This is a genomic window from Rathayibacter sp. AY1B4 (assembly GCF_002932815.1).
In the GTDB taxonomy this organism is placed as follows: Bacteria; Actinomycetota; Actinomycetes; order Actinomycetales; family Microbacteriaceae; genus Rathayibacter.
In genome coordinates this window covers 168,174-185,629 of record NZ_PSWN01000006.1, presented here as the reverse complement: position 1 = coordinate 185,629, position 17,456 = coordinate 168,174, and the positions used below count along the sequence as shown (strand labels likewise).

Sequence of the window (17,456 nt, the reverse complement as noted above, 5' to 3'; positions counted from 1 at the left end):
AGCGAGTTCGAGTTCCGGCTGCGGCTCTGGCAGCAGGTCTGGCGCTTCACGGACCTCGCTCCGATCGTCGGCTGGGGCTGGGTGGGCTACTGGCGGCCCGACCTCTACCCCTTCACCGCCATCGACTACCTCTCGGGCCGCCCGCACTCGTCGAGCCTCAACGCGCTCTTCGACGTGGCCCTGCAGGTCGGCGCGGTCGGGGTGGTCCTCTTCGTCGTGCTGATCGGCCTCGCGCTCTGGCGCTCCTGGCTGATCGCCTCCGAGCGCAAGGCGGTCGTGCACGTCTGGCCGGTGCTGGTGCTGACCGTGCTGATGGTCACCGCGCTGGCCGAGAGCTCGATCCTGCTCGACGCCGGCTGGCTGCTCGTGGTGCTCTGCGCGATGCGCGCGGCTCAGGGACTGAGCTGGCGCCGGCTCCTGCACCCGCGGGACTGACCGGACTCCTCAGCGCCCGCGCCGCCGCGCCACCTGGCGGAGCACGGCGAGGTGCTCCTCCCGGCAGCGCTCCCAGCTGAAGGACCGGGCGCGCTCGACGCCGAGCGGGCCGAGCTCGCCGGTCCGCTCGATCGCCTCGAGGATCCCGTCCGCGATCGAGCGCGGCTCGAGCGGATCGACGTAGACCGCGGCGTCCCCGCAGATCTCCGGGAGCGAGCCCGCGTCGGAGGCGGCCACCGGGCATCCGGACGCCATCGCCTCGATCGGCGGGAGGCCGAAGCCCTCGTAGAGGCTCGGGAACGCCAGCACCGCGGCTCGGCGGTAGAGGTCGGCGAGCTCCTCCGGAGTGACGTGGCCGCGCCACTCGACGAAGTCCGGCAGCGGGCCGAGGCGGTCCAGATCCCCTCCCGTCAGCACGAGGCGGAGGGCGTGCCCCTCCTCCCGCAGGAGGCGCACCGCCTCGAACAGGCGGGCGTGGTTCTTGTGCGGCCAGGCGCGCGCCGGGTAGAAGACGAAGTCCTCGCGTGTCCCCAGATTCGCGACGAAGCGCCGGGTGTCCACGCCGAGATGCGACACGTGGATCCGCTCCTCCGGGATGCCCAGCAGCTCGACGATCCGCCCCTTGGTGAAGGCGCTGATGGTGATGACCGCGTCGGCGCGGCGAGCGGTCGCCTCGTAGGCGAGCCGGCGGAAGACGCGCTCGACGCGGGGGAAGAGGTGCGGGAGGTCGCGGTGCTGCAGGTCGAACAGCATCTGCACGTGCCCCTGCCGCCGCGACGGCCACGGGAGCGGGACCGTGAACGGGAAGTAGAGCACCGCGTCCCGGCCGAGGCGCCGGCGCAGGCGCGGCGTGCGCAGGAGCGCCTGGAGCATCCCCACGGCCCGGCGGCGGTGGCCCGCCCCGCTGACGACCCCTTCGGCCACGACCTCGGGCACGCCCTCGCTGAAGCCGCGGGCGTTCTCGGGGACGAGCACCTGCACGGCGGGTCCCTCCTCCCCCGGCCGCGGCGCCAGGAGGCGCGTGAGCGCGCGCGCGTAGGTCTCGCCGCCGCCCATCCCGCCCGGGTCGACGGTGAGCACGGCGAGCGTGACGGGGCGGAGTTCCGGCATGGCGTCCAATCGGTCCGAAGCCCGGCCAGGATACCGGCGGGCCGCACCGCTCCCGGCGCCCGGCCGTGCCCGTGGGTAGTATGTGTCCCGCTGTCATCGACCCCGACGAATTGGACCACCACGTGCCCCGCGCTTTGATCACCGGAATCACCGGCCAGGACGGCCTCTACCTCGCCGAGCTCCTCCTCTCGAAGGGCTACGAGGTCTTCGGGCTCGTCCGCGGGCAGAACAACCCCAAGTACGAGCTGGTCCGCCGCACCGTGCCCGAGGTGACCCTGCTCACCGGCGACCTGACCGACGTGTCGAGCCTCGTGCGCGTGCTCGCCGCCGCCCAGCCCGATGAGGTCTACAACCTCGGTGCGATCTCGTTCGTCGCCTACTCGTGGGAGAACGCGTCGCTCACCACCGATGTGACCGGCAAGGGCGTGCTCAACATCCTCGAGGCGACCCGCCTCTACGCCGGCTCCGACATGTCGCGCGTGAAGTTCTACCAGGCCTCCTCCTCCGAGATGTTCGGCAAGGTCCAGCAGGTCCCGCAGAGCGAGGAGACGCTGCTCTGGCCGCGCTCGCCCTACGGCGTTGCCAAGGTCTTCGGCCACTACATGACCATCAACTACCGCGAGTCGTACGGCATGCACGCCTCCTCCGGCATCCTCTTCAACCACGAGTCGCCCCGCCGCGGCCCGGAGTTCGTCACCCGCAAGATCAGCCTCGCGGTCGCCCGCATCAAGCTCGGCCTCCAGGAGACGCTGGAGCTCGGCAACCTCGACGCGAAGCGCGACTGGGGCTTCGCCGGCGACTACGTCGACGCGATGTGGCGCATGCTGCAGCAGCCCGAGGGCGACGACTACGTGGTCGCGACCGGCGAGACCCACGAGATCCGCGAGTACCTCGACATCGCCTTCAACCACGTCGGCATCGAGGACTGGACCCCGTACGTCACTCAGAACCCCGCGTTCATGCGTCCCGCCGAGGTGGACCTGCTGATCGGCGACCCGGCGAAGGCGCGCGACGTCCTCGGCTGGGAGCCGAAGGTCTCGTTCCCCGAGCTCGTGGCGATGATGGTCGAGAACGACCTCGCCGAGCAGTCCGCGCTGATCAAGTAGTCATGCCTGCCGCTCTCGTCACCGGAGCGAGCGGTCAGGACGGGGGCTACCTCGTCGAGCGCCTGCTCGCCGACGGCTGGGAGGTCTCCGCGCTCGTGCGCGGGACCGACGACGCCGCTCTTCCCGCCGCCGTCCGCCCCTTCGAGGGCGATCTCCGCGACGCCTCCGGCCTCGGCCGCATCGTCGCGGAGGCGCGGCCGGACACGGTCTTCCACCTCGCCGGCCTCTCCTCCGTCGCGCTCTCGTGGAAGGAGCCCGTGCTCACGGCCGAGGTGACCGGCACCGCGGTCGCCGCGCTCCTGGAGGCCTCGCTGGCGCTCCAGGAGTCGGCGGGCCGGGAGGTCCGCTTCGTCCAGGCCTCCTCCTCCGAGATCTTCGGGGCCGCGACCGAGAACCCGCAGACCGAGCGGACCCCGATCCGCCCCGTCTCCCCTTACGGGGCCGCGAAGGCGTTCGCGCACCACCTCGTCGCGGTCTACCGCGGCCGAGGGCTCCACGCCTCGTCCGGCATCCTCTACAACCACGAGTCGCCGCGTCGGCCGCTCGGCTTTGTCACCCGCAAGATCACCGCCGGAGTCGCGGCGATCGCGACGGGCGCCGAGTCGGAGCTCTCGCTCGGCAATCTCGACGCGCGCCGCGACTGGGGCTGGGCTCCCGACTACGTGGACGCCCTCGTGCGCGCCTCGCGCGCCGAGGAGGCGGGCGACTACGTCGTGGCGACCGGAGTCGCGCACTCGGTCCGCGACTTCGTCCGTGCCGCCTTCACCGCGGCCGGCATCGACGACTGGGAGCAGCGGGTCACGATCGACCCGCGGTTCGCGCGCCCCGTGGACACCCCCGAGATGCGCGGGGACGCCTCCCGGGCCCGCGAGGTGCTCGGCTGGGCGCCGACCGTCGGCTTCGAGGAGATCGTCGCCCGCATGGTCGAGAACGACCTCGAGCTGGCGCGCCGCTCCGACTGAGCCGCGCCCACCGCGTGCAGAAGGCCCCCGCTCCTGGAGCGGGGGCCTTCTGCACGCGGTGGGTCGAGGACGCCTAGGCGGTCGCGTCCGACTGCTCGGCCCGGACCCGCTCGTCGACGCCCTCGCCCTCGACGAGGTACGACCAGACGCGGGCGGCGTACTCGTCCCAGGTGCCGCCGTCGATCGCGAGCGCCTCCGCCGAGAGCCGCGCGTGCAGCTCGTCGTCGGTCAGCAGCCGCTCGAGGGCCGCGGCGATGTCGTGGTCGTCGTGCGGATCGACGAACAGCGCGCCGCCCGAGGCGGAGACCTCGTGCATGCTGCCGAAGCCGGAGGTCACGACCGGGGTGCCGACCGAGATCGACTCCACGATCGGGAGACCGTAGCCCTCGTTGATCGAGGGGAACACCGTGCACCGGGCCAGGCGGTAGGCGCTCCAGAGCAGCGCGTCGGTGATCTTGGAGAGCGAGCGGACCGGACGGCCCTGGCCCTCGAGGACCTCGAGTCGGTACTCGAACTCGGCGCTGCTCCAGGCGTTGCCGCCGATGAAGACCAGGCTGAAGCGCACGCCCCGGCGCCAGAGCAGCTCGGCGGCCTGGAGCACCGCCAGGTGGTTCTTCCGCGGCTCGTGGCTGCCGACGCAGACGACGAGCGGGAGGTCACCGGTCACCAGCGAGCGCGCGGCGGTGGCCAGCTCCTCGTCCGAGACGCTCTCCGGCTGCGAGGGCAGCAGGATCGGCCGGATGTCCGGCCCCTGCATCCCGACGCTGCCGAGCATGTGGCGCCAGCCGGAGTACTCGGTCGCGGCCGCCTCGGAGATGGTCGCGATGCGGTCCATGTGCGACACGGCGACGAGCGTGCGCGAGAAGGCGGCGCTGATGCCGGTGCTCGCCGTCTCGGCGGTGGTGACCGGCACGCAGTCGAAGCCGATGGTGCCCGTGCGGTTGCCGCTGAACTCGGCCAGGGCGGAGACGCGCGACGTCCGCTCGTCCTCCACGGCGAGCTCGGGCAGGAGGTAGGTGCCCTGCCACGGGACGATCACGCGGGAGCGGTCCTCGGCGGCGTCGGGCACGTCGCCCGAGACGGCGTTCCGGCTCTGCTCCGGGGTGAGCATGACGAGCGACTCGTGGGTCGAGTCCCAGCCGGCGAGCAGGATCTCGTGGTCGCGCGTCCAGCGGACGAGGCTCTGGCGCACCACGCGCTGGATGCCCGTGGCCAGTCCCGTGCGCGCGGTGTGGTGCACGTCGACGACGACCGCGCCGACGACCACCTCGACCTCGGGGTGGTGGAAGCGGGCGAAGACCCGGTTCGAGGCGATGGTGGACGCGGCGTGGGTGAGCAGACCGGCGGTGCCGTCCAGCCGGGCCCGGCGGCGGCCGTCGACGACGTCCTCCCGGCGCGGGAGCGTGCCGCGGAGGACGGCGAGCACCAGCCAGACCTCGCGGTCGGTGGGGGCGGGCAGCAGAACGCTCAGCTGTCCCGTGAGGGCGTCGACGCTGCCCAGCGGCTCCACGGTGGGGGCCAGGGTGCGCACCAGGGTGGCGAGACGGTCGACCAGGTACTGCTTAGAGCGCACGGGGCGCCTCCTCGTGCTCGATGAGGGCCGAGGGGCCGATCAGGGCGGCCCACAGCTCCCGGGCGTAGTCGTCCCAGGTGCGCTCGGGCCGCTCGGCCGCCTCGAGGCGGAGCTCGTCGACGAGCTCCGGCGACGTCAGCAGGCGGCGCATGCCGTCGGTGATCTCCTCGTCGGACTCCGGGTCGATCAGGACGCATCCGCCGTGCTCGGCGATCTGCGCCGTGCTGCCGTAGCGCGAGGTCAGCACGGGGAGCCCGATCGACAGCGCCTCGGCGACCGGCAGGCCGTACCCCTCGTGCAGCGACGGGAACGCCAGGAACAGCGCCTCCCGGTAGCTCGCGATCAGGACGTCGTCGTCGGCTCCGCGGAGCACCTCGACCGGGCGTCCGGCGGCGACCAGCTCGCGCACGCGGGGATCGAAGACCTGGTGCGCCCACGGGTTGGCCCCGCCGATGAAGCGGACGCGGAAGCGCAGGCCCTCGCGCCAGAGGACCTCGGCGGCGTGCAGCACCGCGAGGTGGTTCTTGCGGGGCTCCTGGCTGCCGACGCAGAGCACGAGCGGCAGGCCGGACGCGCTCCGGCCCTCGGAGCGCAGGCCGTCCGGGAGCTCCACGGGCAGCGGGACCGGGACGACGGTCGGGCCGGTGAGGCCCTGAGCGGGGAGCGCTCGCACGAAGCCCTCGAACTCCAGCGCGGCCGCGGCGCTCACCGTGGCGACGCGCTCGGCGTGCTTGACCACGGAGAGGAAGTTGACGAAGCGCACCGTCTCCTCCGGCGGCACCGTGTCGGCGCTGACGACGGGGATGGCGTCGTGGCCGAGGACGACGACCTCGTTGCCGGAGTACTCGGCGAGGGCCGCGAGGGGCCCGCACTGGTTGTAATCGGGCACCGAGGGGATGACGACGACGCTGCGGTAGGGCACGACGAACTCGATGCGCTCCGGATCGCCGTGCTCCCAGTCGCGCCGCCCGGCGGAGGACCAGTCGACGACGCGCTCGTGCTCGATCGCGCTCAGGCGCCGGAAGGACATCGATCCGTGGACCCAGGCGACCGGCACGATCTCGTGCTCGGCGTCCCAGCGGGACACGGTCTGGCGCACGACCCGCTGGACGCCGGTGTTGTGCCCGTGGCGGGCGGGGAAGTCGACGTCGATCAGGACGGCCCCGGTGACGACCTCGACGCGGGCGTCCAGATCGGCGAACCCGGTCGCGGTGCGGGAGCCCGCCTCGAGGAAGATGCGCAGCGCCGCCTCCTCGGGGGCGAGCTCGAGGGCGCGGCGGAACCAGTCGAACAGCTCGCTCGTCGGGTACGCGGCCGTGAACGACACCAGCGCGACCCAGGTCAGCTCGTCGTCCTGGCGCGAGCGGATCTCGCGGGCCACCTCGTCGAGGTACGGGCCGGGCCCGCGGGTGCGCAGCGAGGCGCGGCGCTCCTCGTCGAAGAGGAGCGCGCCGATCTGCTCCAGGCGCTGCAGCATCGCCTCCGTGCGGTGGGCGCGCGCGGCGGCCGCGACGGCGGCCGAGACCTGCGACCGGTCGCTCATCGCGCCCGACCGGACAGGCGGCGCTTCACGAAGCGCGCGCTGTGGCCGACGGCGCCCGACAGCCCGAGCTGCTCGACGCGGATCTGGAAGGTGCGCACCAGGCGGAGCGGCTTCGTCACCCGCCAGGAGAGGGTGCGCTCGAAGCCGGAGGCGGTCACTCCGCCCACCTGGATCCGCTCGACCCACTCGTCGAAGGGGTCGTTGAGGAGGGAGTCGACCTGCGCGCGCAGGCGGGCGAGCTCCTCGTCCGGGGACTCGGGCTCGGCGAGACGGGGCTCCACCGGAACCCCGGACGTGCGCGCGGGCTCCGCCGGGACGGCTGCGGGAGCGGCGTCGCCGACGGCCGACTCGAGGCTCGGGTCGGGCGCGGGAGGAGCGTCCTCGCCCGTGCCGCCGAGGACGGGGGCGGGGTCCCCAGCGCTCTGCGGCGCCGGGTCCAGGGGGACGTCGGAAGGCTGCGTGGGCATGGCGAACACCTCGTTCGTGTCGTTCAGTCGGCGAGCGGGAGCAAGACTACCCGCCATGCGCCGCGCACCGGCACGCCAGCCAGGGGGCTCCAGGGTGGGCCGCACGTATAATGATGCGGTCCGTCGCCCGGCGGAGGCCGAGAGCTTGGAGTTCCATGCCCAGCAAAGCTGTGGATCGCGCGCGCGCGATCGCCGACGAGCCGTTCCAGATCGCCGGCACCACGTCGGCCGTCGGCGGCGGCTCGGGCGGCTTCGTCGCCTCCCTCGCCGAGATCCTGCGGCACCGCGAGCTGCTCCGCCTGCTCGTGGGGCGCGAGCTGAAGTCGCGCTACAAGGACAGCAGCCTGGGCTTCGTCTGGAGCCTCGTCCGGCCGCTGATCATGCTCCTCATCTACTACGTGGCGATCGGCCAGATCCTCGGGGCCTCTCGCGGCGTCCCGAACTTCGCGATCTTCGTCTTCTCGGGGCTCACCCTCTGGGGCCTGTTCAGCGAGATCGTGACCGCGGGCACCACGTCGATCCTCGGCAACGGCGGACTGATCAAGAAGGTGTACCTGCCGCGGGAGATCTTCCCGGTGGCGGCCATCGGCTCGGCCCTGTTCAACTTCGGCGTGCAGTTCGTCGTCCTGATCGCGGGAGCCGTCCTCACGGGCTCGCTGATCTTCGGCGTCCAGCTCCTCTACATCGTGCCCGCGCTGGCGATCGTGCTCGTGTACGGCCTCGCGCTGGCCCTAGCCCTCTCGGCCCTCAACGTCTACCTCCGCGACGTCCAGTTCCTCGTCGAGGTCGGGCTGCAGATCTTCTTCTGGCTCTCCCCCATCGTCTACGCGTGGAACTTCGTCGTCGCCGCCTCCACCGGAGCGGGCCACGGCTGGGCCGAGCAGCTCTACCTGATCAACCCGATCTCGAACGCGATCCTCGCCTTCCAGCGCGCGATCTGGGGAGACGGCTCGCGCGTCAGCATCATCGACGGCAACGAGATCGCCCCCCAGGTGTGGCCGCCGGACATGGAGCTGCGCCTTCTCATCGTCCTCGTCGTCGGGCTGGTGTTCGTGTGGATCGGCCACCGGATCTTCCGCCGCCTCGAGGGCAACTTCGCCCAGGAGATCTGATCGTGACCCTCACCAGCAAGCAGGAGTCCGTGGCCGCCTCCTCCGGCACCCCGACCGTCGTCCGGGTGCGCAACGCCTCCAAGCGCTTCGTCATCCGCAAGGACAAGTCGTTCAAGGAGCGGATCGTCAACTTCGGCCGCGGGCGCAAGCACCGCGACGAGTTCTGGGCACTCCGCGACGTCGACCTCGAGATCCCCCTGGGCTCGACCGTCGGCCTCATCGGCGCGAACGGATCGGGCAAGAGCACGCTCCTCAAGCTCATCGGCGGCATCGTGCAGCCGACGACCGGCACCGTGGAGCGCCGCGGGCGCCTCGCCGCGCTCCTCGAGCTCGGAGCGGGCTTCCACCCCGACCTCACCGGGCGCGAGAACGTCTACCTCAACGGCGCGATCCTCGGACTCTCGCGCAGCGAGCTGGACAGCAAGTTCGACTCGATCGTCGACTTCTCCGAGATCGCCGAGTTCATCGACACCCAGGTCAAGTTCTACTCGTCGGGCATGTACGTGCGGCTCGCCTTCGCGATCGCGATCCACACCGATCCCGACCTGCTGCTGGTCGACGAGGTGCTCGCCGTCGGCGACGAGCCGTTCCAGCGCAAGTGCATGGACCGCATCCGCGCCTTCCAGCGCGCGGGCAAGACCATCGTGCTGGTCACCCACTCGCTCGAGCAGGTCGGCGAGCTCTGCGACCGCACCATCGTCCTCGAGAAGGGCACCGTCGTCTTCGACGGCGAGACCTCCGAGGGACTCCAGGTCCTCCGCGAGAGCTTCGAGGACCGTCGGGCCGCCCGCCAGGAGCGCGAGGCCGAGGCCGCCGAGGCCGCGGACGAGCCCGCCCCCCAGCTCATCGAGATCCTGGGCTGCCGACTGCGCGGCGGATCGATCGAGCACGGCGGCACGGTCGTCCGCAGCGGCGAGACCCTCGAGTTCGACGTCACGGTGCGCACCAGCCGCCCGGTCGACGACTGGAACATCGGCATGGGCATCGACACCCCCCTCGGCCAGCGCGTCTTCGGGACGAACACCGAGCGCATCGGCACGCCGCTGAGCGCGGTCGACGGAGAGATGACGGTCACGTTCACCCTCCCCGACCTGCACCTCGGCGCCGGCAACTACGCCGTGCACGCCTCCTCGGCCACCTTCTCGCAGGGCGAGACCATGCGGATCCCGGTCGCCGCGACCTTCACGGTCGAGCGGGCCTCCGTGCACGACGGCGTCGTCGACATCGACTCCACCGTCCGCCTCAGCAGGCCGTGACCGCGCGGCGCCGCCGCCTCCTGGTCGACGCGACCGCCCTCGCGGCGCCTCGCCTGACCGGGGTCGGCCGCGTCCTGCTCGGCCTGCTGCACGCCCTGGACACCGATGCGACCGCCGCAGACGTCGAGGTGCTCCTCGTCGTGCCGGCGAGCGAGGCGGGCTCGCTCGAGCGCTTCGGCTTCCGTACGCTGCGCGTCCGACCGGTGCCGCTGCCCCGGCCGGTGTGGAGCGCACTGACCCGAGTGCCCGCGCCGGGGATCGACCTCCTGCTCGGCCGCGGCGCCTACTTCTTCCCGAACTTCCGGAGCTGGCCGCTCGCCCGCTCCCGCTCGATCACCTTCGTGCACGACGTCTGCTTCGCGGTGATGCCCGAGCTCGTTCCGCGCGAGCGCCGAGAGCTGCTGTCGCGGTCCGTGCCCCGGTGGATCCGGCGCAGCGACCTGGTCCTGACCGGCACCCCGTCCTCCGCGGCCGAGGTCGAGAGCGCTCTGGGCGTCGATCCGGCGCGCGTCCGCGTGCTGCCGACCACGATCGACGCCGACCTCTTCCATGCCCGCGGCGAGGAGGAGGTGGCGCGGGTCCGCACGCAGCACGGGCTCGGATCCTACCTGCTCTTCGTCGGATCGATCGAGCGCCGCAAGAACCTCGTCACCCTGGTGGACGCGTACCGGCAGGCCGAGCGGCCGGAGGACCACACCCTGCTCCTGGTCGGCGGGGACGGCTGGGACAACGAGGACGTCCACTCCGCCGTCGCCCGCGCGGTCGCCGCAGGAGCCGACGTGCGCTTCGCCTCCTCCTACGTCGCCGACGAGGATCTGCCGGCCCTGCTCACGGGCGCCGACGCCGTCGCCATGCCCTCCTGGCACGAGGGCTTCGGCCTGCCCGCCCTCGAGGCCGTCGCCTGTGGCACCCCGGTGCTCGCGGCAGACATCCCCGGCCTCCGCGACGCGCTCGCCGGGCGGGAGTCCGCCGCTGTCTTCATCGACCCGGCGGACCGCACCGGGTGGTCGGCCGCGATCGGAGAGGCGCTGCGCCGTCCCCGGCGACTCGCACCGGAGCCGATCCCGGGGTGGGACCGCACCGCCCGGCGCCTGCTCGAGCTGGCCTTCGACGAGCGCTGATCAGCGCCGGGTCGTGAACAGCAGCCAGCGCCCGGAGGCGGAGGCGACCTCGGGCTCGACGTCCCCCGTCGCCGCCTCGACGTAGGCCCGCCAGCCGTCGGGGTCGTCGGTGTAGCCGGCTGTGTCCACGTAGACGGCGCAGGCGCCGCTGCCCGCCACGGCGTCGGCGAACTCCGCGGGGTCGTCGACGTCGCCCCAGACGTCCCAGCCGTAGGTGCCCTCCACCGCCCCGTAGCTCCAGCGGAGGCGTCCCTCCTCGGTCGCGAGGTAGGGCAGCGCCTCGTCGTAGTCGGAGAGCGCTCCGATCCGCCCGCTGTCGGGGAAGCTCTTCAGGGGGAGCTCCACCACTCCGCAGCCGTCGTCCAGCTGCGCATCGGCCTCCGACACGAACGAGCGCATCTCGGAGTCGTCGGTCGGAGCGATCGGCACCGCGGCCGATACTCCGGCCAGCTGATCGACCACGGCGACGGCGGCGAGCAGCGCCGCCACGAGGATCCGGACACCGCCACGGGCCGTGATCCGATCGAGCAGGAGCGCGAGCACGCCGAGGACGAGGACCGCGGTGACGATCGACATCCGCGCCCACGCACGGATCGTCGGCCCCGCCACCAGCGAGACCACGACGCCCAGGCCCGTCACCGTGTAGAAGAGGAGCGCGGCCAGTGTCGCCACGGCGAGGACGCGCACGCGGGCGTCCGAGAAGAACCGGCCGACCGCCGTCGCACGGAGCGCCCGTCCGCCGCCGAGCGCGGTGATCGGGAGCGCCACGAGCGTGATCAGGAGCGCGACGCTGGCGAGGATCGAGAACCCGGGCGGCTCCGTCGTCGGCGCCACGCCGGACTGGCCCGCGTAGGTGTTCAGCAGGCCGTACCCCTGCGGCAGCCCGGTCCCCGACCAGGGCAGGCCCAGCAGCACGAGCTTGCCGGCGTAGGCCTCCGACTCCCCCACGGTCCGCGACGTGAAGTACGGGCTGTAGCGCTCCCCGAAGTCGAGCGAGAGCAGCAGCAGCGAGAGCCCGACGAACACGCCGAGCGCGAGGATCGGCACCGACGAGACCGCGAGCACGCGCAGCCGCTCGCGGGAGAGGAGCCCGGCGGCCGTGCTCACCGCCCAGGTCGCTCCGAGGACCAGGACCGCGAAGACGTAGTAGTAGCCGCCCGTGCTCGCCACCAGGAGCCCGAGCACGACTCCCGGGACGACGGAGCGCAGCACGCGGCTCCTCCGCGTCGCGCCCCGCTCGGACCAGGCTCGGAGAGGATCGGTGCGCGGTCCGCCGACCATCAGCACCATCACGCCCAGGAGCGGGATCGCCCAGTAGTTGGCGAGGAACGCGTGGCCGAATCCGATCCGGAGGAAGTGGTACGGCAGCAGCGACAGCAGGACCGCGGAGAACGCCGCGACCCAGGGCCGCGTGCGGAGGGCGCGGAAGAACACGTAGCCGGTGACGGCGACCGTCGCGAACGTGCCCAGGTAGAAGACGTTCAGGAGCGTCGTCCCGTCGCGCACCACGAGGGCCAGGACCGACACGGCGAGGGCGGAGGCGACGTCGAACTGCGCGCTGAAGAAGGCGTTGAAGCCGTCGGGGAAGCCGAGCGCCGCGTTGCCGTCGAACGGGAACGCCTGCGTGGCGCTGGTGAAGAGCGTGTAGTGCAGGATCTGGTCGTCGCCGCCCACGGTCCAGCGGGCCGTCAGGTCCTGCGGCCCGATCCCGAGCGCGAGCACGGCGGCGACGACCGAGACGAGGGCGGCGACGAGGGCCCATCCGAGCTCGACGAGCGTCCGGCGCCGCCGACTCGCCGTCCGCGAGCCGCGCACGTCAGTAGCCGCGCTCACGGCGCTGCTCCTCCACGCTGGTCTGGACGATCCGGTTCAGCTCGGTCTCGCCGTCGGTGCCCGCGTAGTCGTAGATGTCGAACCCCCCGCAGGCGACAATATCGGAGGGAGCGCCGAGCGTCCCGCGCGCGAGCCCCGCCCAGTCGGGCGAGCGGTCGGCCAGCACGAAGCTGTACTGCCGGTCGCGGTAGTCGCTCAGGTTGTTCATCCACAACTGCACCGTGAAGTCGAAGTTGACCTGCTGGACGTGCAGCGAGGCCGGCCCGTAGAGGTCCAGGGGCCGCGTGGACCAGAACGAGCCGACGCCCGCGAGCTCGCGGCCGTCGATCCAGCGCTCCAGGCAGTCGGCGTCCGGGTCCGATCGCGCCTCGGCCGCCGCGGAGGCGACCGCCGCCGTGGCCGGCACGGCGGCGACGACGAGGCCTGCGGCGGCCAGCGGGGCGACGACGCGGACGACCGGCGCCAGCCGCGCGCCCGCAGCACGCCGGTGCGCCGCCGCGGCGCCGATCAGGGCGATCACGACCACGGTCGCGGTCACCGGGATCGGCATCAGGTAGCGGCTGACCGAGCTGCCGGTGAAGACCTGCACCACCAGGAGCACCGCCGTCTGCGCCGGCAGGAACGCGCACACCGCGAAGCGCGCACGGGCCGCCTCGTCGAGGGCGGCTCCCCGCGCCAGTCGCGCGGCACCGGCCACGACGACGGCGAGGGCCGCCAGCAGCAGCAGACCCAGCAGCGCCACCTCGAGCTTGCCGATCAGCGGCGCCTTCAGCACCAGGAACTGCACGATCAGGTCGTCCAGTGCCGTCCCGGCGAGCGGCAGCCGGAGGTACCCGCCGGCGTCGGTCCCGATCAGGAAGCCGAGCGGGACCCGCAGCGCGGCTCCGAGCGCGGCGGCCCCGAGGACCGTGCCCGCGACGATCAGGACCGCTCGGGGAGCAGCGAGAGCGAGCACCAGCAGCACGACGAGGACCACCAGCAGGGGGCCGACGAACTGCACCAGGAGGAGCGGATCGGAGAGGGTCGTCGCGGCGACGGCCGCCCCGACCAGGAGCAGCGGACGCGCGGCCGGACGGCGCTCGCGCAGCGCGCCCAGGGCGACGGCGAGCCCGGCGAGGCCTGTGAGCACCGCGCCGTAGTAGTAGGTCGTGAGGAGGAAGGTGGTCGCCAGGGCCCCCTCGTTGTTGAGCGCGCGGCCCTCCGTCAAGCAGAGCACCAGCAGCACGGCGATGCCGGCGAGCGCGGCGGCGGGCCGCAGCCGGCGGTGCCGGTCCGCGACGAGCCGTCGCGCGAGCATCCGGAGCACGCCGTAGAGGAGGACGAGGTTGAGCACGGCGTTGACCGCGAGCGCCGCCGCGGGATCGCCACCGGTCAGCAGCCACGCGACGCCGAAGACGGGGAGCTCGGGGAAGAGGAAGAGCTGGCTCGTCATCACCCACGCCGCGGGGCGGCCCTCGGCGAAGGACTGCAGGATCAGCGGCAGCGCCAGCGAGTCGCCGTCACGGAAGAGCAGCGGCCGCCACGGCGTACCGACCATGAATCCGAGCACGAGCAGGGTCCCGCTGACGACGACGGCGAGGGCGGCGAGCTCGAGGAGGGCCCTCCGGGTCCGAGGGGATCCCGTCGGACCCGCCGTCACCGGTGCTTCCCGCCGAACCGGATGGCCAGGACGAGCAGGAGGTTCTTCAGGAGGGTGTCGCTCGGGATCTTGGAGTTGCCGACCGTGCGGTCGAGGAAGACGATCGGGATCTCCTTCACTCCGCGGGCCCGGCGCAGCGCCCGGTACTTGAGCACGATCTGGAAGCCGTAGCCGGCTGCGCGGATCGTCTCGAGGTGGAGGGTGCGCAGGAGGTCCGCGCTGAAGAGGTTGAAGCCGCCGGTCCAGTCGGTGATCTTCGAGCCGAGGAAGAGGCGCGTGTAGAGGTTGCCGCCACCGCTCAGCAGCTTGCGGTCGAGCGTCCAGTCGGGAGTGCCCCCGCCCGCGATGTAGCGGGAGGCGACCACGAAGTCGGCGCCCGCGCGCACCTCGCGGAGGAAGGCGTCGATGTAGTCCGGGTCGTGCGAGAGGTCGGCGTCCATCTGCAGCAGGTAGTCGTAGCGGCGCTCGGCCGCGAGGAGGTGCTGGAAGGCCCAGATGTACGCCGCGCCGAGCCCCTCCTTCTTCTCGCGCGAGAGCACGAGGACCTCGAAGGTGTCCGATCCGAGCTCGGCCGCGAGCTCGCGCGCGCGGTCCGCGGTGCCGTCGGGGGAGCTGTCGTCGATGACGGCGACGGTCACGTGGAAGTCGGGGTTGCGGGACGCCGCGAGCGCGACCCGCGGCAGCGCCGTCGCGATGTTCGCGACTTCGTTGTAGGTGGGGACGACGACGGCGAGGGAGCGCATGAGGCGGGGAGGATCCGTTCTTCCGGTGCACCGGCTGACCGGTGAGAGCCCTGCGAGTATAACGAGGCGGTGCTCGCGAGCCTCCGAGCGCGCCCCGCGGCCCGCCGCCCCGTCCGCGCACTCTCTCAGGAACATGGCACCGGCCGTTCGACCGCCCGGCAGGGGTCCGCGGTTACGATGGACGACAGTGCACGGCGGTTCACCCCTTGTTCGCCTGCCCCGATGGACGCCCGTCGGAGCCCGACGGTCGGGCATCGACGCCAGAGGGGGACGGGAAAGAGCACCGCAGATGAAGAGACTCCTCGAATCGCAGAAGGTCCGCTTCCTCATCGCGGGCTGCACCAACACGGCGATCGACTTCCTCATCCTCAACACGCTCGTGCTCCTGCTCGGTCTGCCGACCCTCGTCGCCAACGTCTTCTCCGTCCTGGTCGGCATCACGATCTCGTACGCGCTGAACCACTTCTTCGTCTTCCGCCACCCGGGCAGGGTCTCGGTCGCCACGTTCGCGAAGTTCTTCCTCGTCACCGGGTTCAGCTCGCTGGTCCTGCAGTCGGCGATCATCTACGGCTTCGAGGTCTTCTTCGACACCCGCTTCGGCAACTCGCTGCTCTTCCTCCCCAGCTCCGGCGAGAACGCCTTCCTCGCGATCAACATCGCCAAGGCCGTCGCCGTACTCGTGGGACTGGTGTGGAACTTCTGCATGTACAAGTTCGTCGTCTTCCGCCGTCCGGCGCACGATGCTCTGCCCGCGATCGAGACGGTCTCCCCCGCCGCCGTGGCCGTCAGCACCGAGCCCGTCGACATCGTCCGCTGAGGGCCGCAGGCTCCCGGGCACCGCTCGAGCCGCGTGCTAGCCTCGTCGAGTTCTTCCGACGGGGCACTCCTCCCGTCGACGCCGCACCACCCGGAGGCTCCCATCGCCCGCTCGACGTTGCCCATCGCGGTCGTCGTCGTCACCCACTTCTCGGGTGAGGTCCTCCGCGCGTGCCTCGAGTCCGTGCCGGAGGCGACGGAGCACGACGTGCGCATCGTGGTGGTCGACAACCTGACCACGGACGACTCCGTCCGCAGCGTCGTCGAGCGCCTGCCCCACGTCGAGTTCCACGAGACCGGGCAGAACCTCGGCTACGGCCGGGCCGTCAACTACGCGGTCGACCGCCTCGGGCCCGAAGTGGAGTGGATCCTGGTGACCAACCCGGACACGGTCTTCCTCCCCGGCTCGATCGACGCCCTCTACGCCGCCGCGACGGCGGACGACCGGATCGGCTCGATCGGGCCCCGGATCCTCGACTCCGACGGCACGATCTACCCCTCCGCCCGCGCTCTGCCCTCGCTCGGCACGGGCGTCGGGCACGCCGTCTTCGCCCACGTCTGGCCCGGCAACCCGTGGTCGGCGACCTACCGGCGCTCGCGCGCGGTCGAGACCCTCCGCCACGGCCGGATGGAGGCGGGCTGGCTCTCCGGCGCCTGCGTGATGGTGCGCCGCACGGCCTTCGAGGAGATCGGCGGGTTCGACGACCGCTACTTCATGTACTTCGAGGACGTCCAGCTGGGCGACTCGCTCGGACAGCGCGGGTGGACCAACGTCTACCTCGCCGACGCGGTCGTCTCCCACCTCGGCGGGCACTCCACCCGCCTGGCCTCGGCGCGGATGCTCGCGGTCCACCACCGCAGCGCCTACCTCTACCTCGCGCAGAAGTACGGGGCCTGGTACCAGGCGCCGATCCGTGCGGCGGTGCGCGCCGGGCTGGGCGCCCGGGTCGCGCTGATGCGCCTGCGCTCGAAGAGCTGATCCGGTCCGGTCGGGCGTGCCGCCTGGCCGGCGCCGGGCGGCCCGTCCGCCGGATCGGCGGTCAGGACGCGGAGTCGAGCTCCGTGTAGAAGGCCCGCGCCTCGTCCCAGGTCGGCAGCAGGCCCTGCGCCTCGGCCTCGGCCAGCGTCGGTGCGTCGGTGTCCTTCGGTGAGAGGAGCAGCTCGCCGGCCTCCTCCGGGAAGCGCAGGCCGATCTGCTCGTCGAGCGGGTCGATCCCCTTCTCCCGCACCGGGTCGAAGGTGGCGTTCACGAGGTACGAGACCACGGCGCCCTCGGTCAGCGCCACGAAGGCGTGCGCGACGCCCTCGGCGATGTAGACGGAGCGGCGGTCGACGTCGTCGAGCAGGATCGACTCCCAGCGCCCGAAGGTCGGCGACCCGACGCGCACGTCGATCACGTAGTCGAGGACCGCGCCGGAGAAGCACGAGACGTACTTGGCCTGCGACGGCGGGATCTGCGCGAAGTGGATGCCGCGGACGGTGCCGCGCCGCGAGACGGAGGTGTTGCCCTGCCGCAGCGAGAGCGGGTGCCCGACCTTCTCGGCCAGGCGGTCGAAGCGGTAGAACTCGTAGAAGACCCCGCGATCGTCGGGGAACTGGCGCGGAGTCACTTCGTAGACGTCGGGGATGTCGAGCTCTCGGATCTGCACGGTCGCCAGTGTAACGACGGCGTGTCACGGGCCCGCGACGCCCCTCTGCGCCACCCGGCGGCGTACCGGAGCGCCGACCGTCGGCCGACGG

The 17,456-nt window shown here is 72.2% G+C and carries 15 protein-coding genes and 1 pseudogene; 8 read left to right on the top strand and 8 right to left on the bottom strand.

Features of this window, described 5'->3' with window-relative positions:
• A pseudogene (locus tag C5D66_RS17070) lies at positions 1 to 435 on the top strand (exopolysaccharide production protein); the annotation flags it as partial.
• A gap of 9 nt (positions 436 to 444) precedes the next feature.
• Here the strand turns inward: C5D66_RS17070 and C5D66_RS06275 are convergent.
• The gene (locus tag C5D66_RS06275; protein WP_104246673.1) at positions 445 to 1,545 is read right to left on the bottom strand and encodes a glycosyltransferase family 1 protein; all 1,101 of its coding nucleotides are present in this window, start codon (positions 1,543 to 1,545) and stop codon (positions 445 to 447) included.
• Positions 1,546 to 1,667: 122 nt separating this feature from the next.
• On the opposite strand from C5D66_RS06275, the gene C5D66_RS06270 reads away from it, so the two are divergent.
• Both C5D66_RS06270 and C5D66_RS06265 read left to right on the top strand, forming a co-directional pair.
• The gene (locus C5D66_RS06270; protein WP_104275317.1) at positions 1,668 to 2,651 is read left to right on the top strand and encodes a GDP-mannose 4,6-dehydratase; all 984 of its coding nucleotides are present in this window, start codon (positions 1,668 to 1,670) and stop codon (positions 2,649 to 2,651) included.
• Positions 2,652 to 2,653: 2 nt separating this feature from the next.
• Positions 2,654 to 3,613 (top strand): GDP-mannose 4,6-dehydratase, encoded by a 960-nt coding sequence (locus C5D66_RS06265; RefSeq protein ID WP_104256333.1) that lies wholly within the window; start codon positions 2,654 to 2,656, stop codon positions 3,611 to 3,613.
• Between the two features lie 73 nt (positions 3,614 to 3,686).
• Here C5D66_RS06265 and C5D66_RS06260 read toward each other — a convergent pair whose 3' ends face one another.
• The 3 genes from C5D66_RS06260 to C5D66_RS06250 are packed head-to-tail and all read right to left on the bottom strand — an operon-like array spanning position 3,687 to position 7,196.
• Positions 3,687 to 5,186, bottom strand: a complete 1,500-nt coding sequence (locus C5D66_RS06260; RefSeq protein WP_104256332.1) for a glycosyltransferase family 1 protein — start codon at positions 5,184 to 5,186, stop codon at positions 3,687 to 3,689.
• Positions 5,176 to 6,729, bottom strand: coding sequence for a glycosyltransferase (locus tag C5D66_RS06255; protein WP_104256331.1), 1,554 nt, complete (start codon positions 6,727 to 6,729; stop codon positions 5,176 to 5,178). Before C5D66_RS06255 ends, C5D66_RS06260 begins: the two co-directional genes overlap by 11 nt.
• Positions 6,726 to 7,196, bottom strand: a complete 471-nt coding sequence (locus C5D66_RS06250) for a hypothetical protein (RefSeq protein WP_104283350.1) — start codon at positions 7,194 to 7,196, stop codon at positions 6,726 to 6,728. The genes C5D66_RS06255 and C5D66_RS06250 overlap by 4 nt, the downstream gene beginning before the upstream one ends.
• Positions 7,197 to 7,351: 155 nt before the next feature.
• Between C5D66_RS06250 and C5D66_RS06245 the strand changes: the two genes are divergently transcribed.
• Genes C5D66_RS06245 through C5D66_RS06235 form a run of 3 tightly spaced genes read left to right on the top strand, consistent with a single transcriptional unit; the run spans position 7,352 to position 10,685 of the window.
• Positions 7,352 to 8,308, top strand: coding sequence for an ABC transporter permease (locus C5D66_RS06245; RefSeq protein ID WP_104223153.1), 957 nt, complete (start codon positions 7,352 to 7,354; stop codon positions 8,306 to 8,308).
• Between the two features lie 2 nt (positions 8,309 to 8,310).
• The gene (locus C5D66_RS06240; protein ID WP_258061236.1) at positions 8,311 to 9,564 is read left to right on the top strand and encodes an ABC transporter ATP-binding protein; all 1,254 of its coding nucleotides are present in this window, start codon (positions 8,311 to 8,313) and stop codon (positions 9,562 to 9,564) included.
• Entirely contained in the window at positions 9,561 to 10,685 is a 1,125-nt protein-coding gene (locus C5D66_RS06235) for a glycosyltransferase family 1 protein (RefSeq protein WP_104256330.1), read from the top strand. Before C5D66_RS06240 ends, C5D66_RS06235 begins: the two co-directional genes overlap by 4 nt.
• Here the strand turns inward: C5D66_RS06235 and C5D66_RS06230 are convergent, their stop codons facing one another.
• From C5D66_RS06230 to C5D66_RS06220, 3 genes are read right to left on the bottom strand one after another with little or no spacing between them, the layout of a single operon-like run.
• A complete protein-coding gene (locus C5D66_RS06230) occupies positions 10,686 to 12,518 on the bottom strand; it encodes a hypothetical protein (RefSeq protein WP_146079248.1) in 1,833 nt (610 codons plus the stop codon).
• Positions 12,502 to 14,157: a hypothetical protein gene (locus tag C5D66_RS06225; RefSeq protein WP_104256328.1), complete on the bottom strand. Its 1,656-nt coding sequence runs from the start codon at positions 14,155 to 14,157 to the stop codon at positions 12,502 to 12,504. Before C5D66_RS06225 ends, C5D66_RS06230 begins: the two co-directional genes overlap by 17 nt.
• A complete protein-coding gene (locus C5D66_RS06220; protein ID WP_104223157.1) occupies positions 14,154 to 14,900 on the bottom strand; it encodes a polyprenol monophosphomannose synthase in 747 nt (248 codons plus the stop codon). The genes C5D66_RS06225 and C5D66_RS06220 overlap by 4 nt, the downstream gene beginning before the upstream one ends.
• A 289-nt stretch (positions 14,901 to 15,189) precedes the next feature.
• On the opposite strand from C5D66_RS06220, the gene C5D66_RS06215 reads away from it, so the two are divergent.
• Together C5D66_RS06215 and C5D66_RS06210 are read left to right on the top strand one after the other, a co-directional pair.
• A complete protein-coding gene (locus C5D66_RS06215) occupies positions 15,190 to 15,717 on the top strand; it encodes a GtrA family protein (RefSeq protein WP_104223158.1) in 528 nt (175 codons plus the stop codon).
• Positions 15,718 to 15,834: 117 nt separating this feature from the next.
• Positions 15,835 to 16,695, top strand: coding sequence for a glycosyltransferase family 2 protein (locus C5D66_RS06210; protein WP_258061235.1), 861 nt, complete (start codon positions 15,835 to 15,837; stop codon positions 16,693 to 16,695).
• A 61-nt stretch (positions 16,696 to 16,756) separates the two neighbouring features.
• Here C5D66_RS06210 and C5D66_RS06205 read toward each other — a convergent pair whose 3' ends face one another.
• Positions 16,757 to 17,365: a dTDP-4-dehydrorhamnose 3,5-epimerase family protein gene (locus C5D66_RS06205; protein WP_104232821.1), complete on the bottom strand. Its 609-nt coding sequence runs from the start codon at positions 17,363 to 17,365 to the stop codon at positions 16,757 to 16,759.
• Positions 17,366 to 17,456 lie beyond the last annotated feature (91 nt).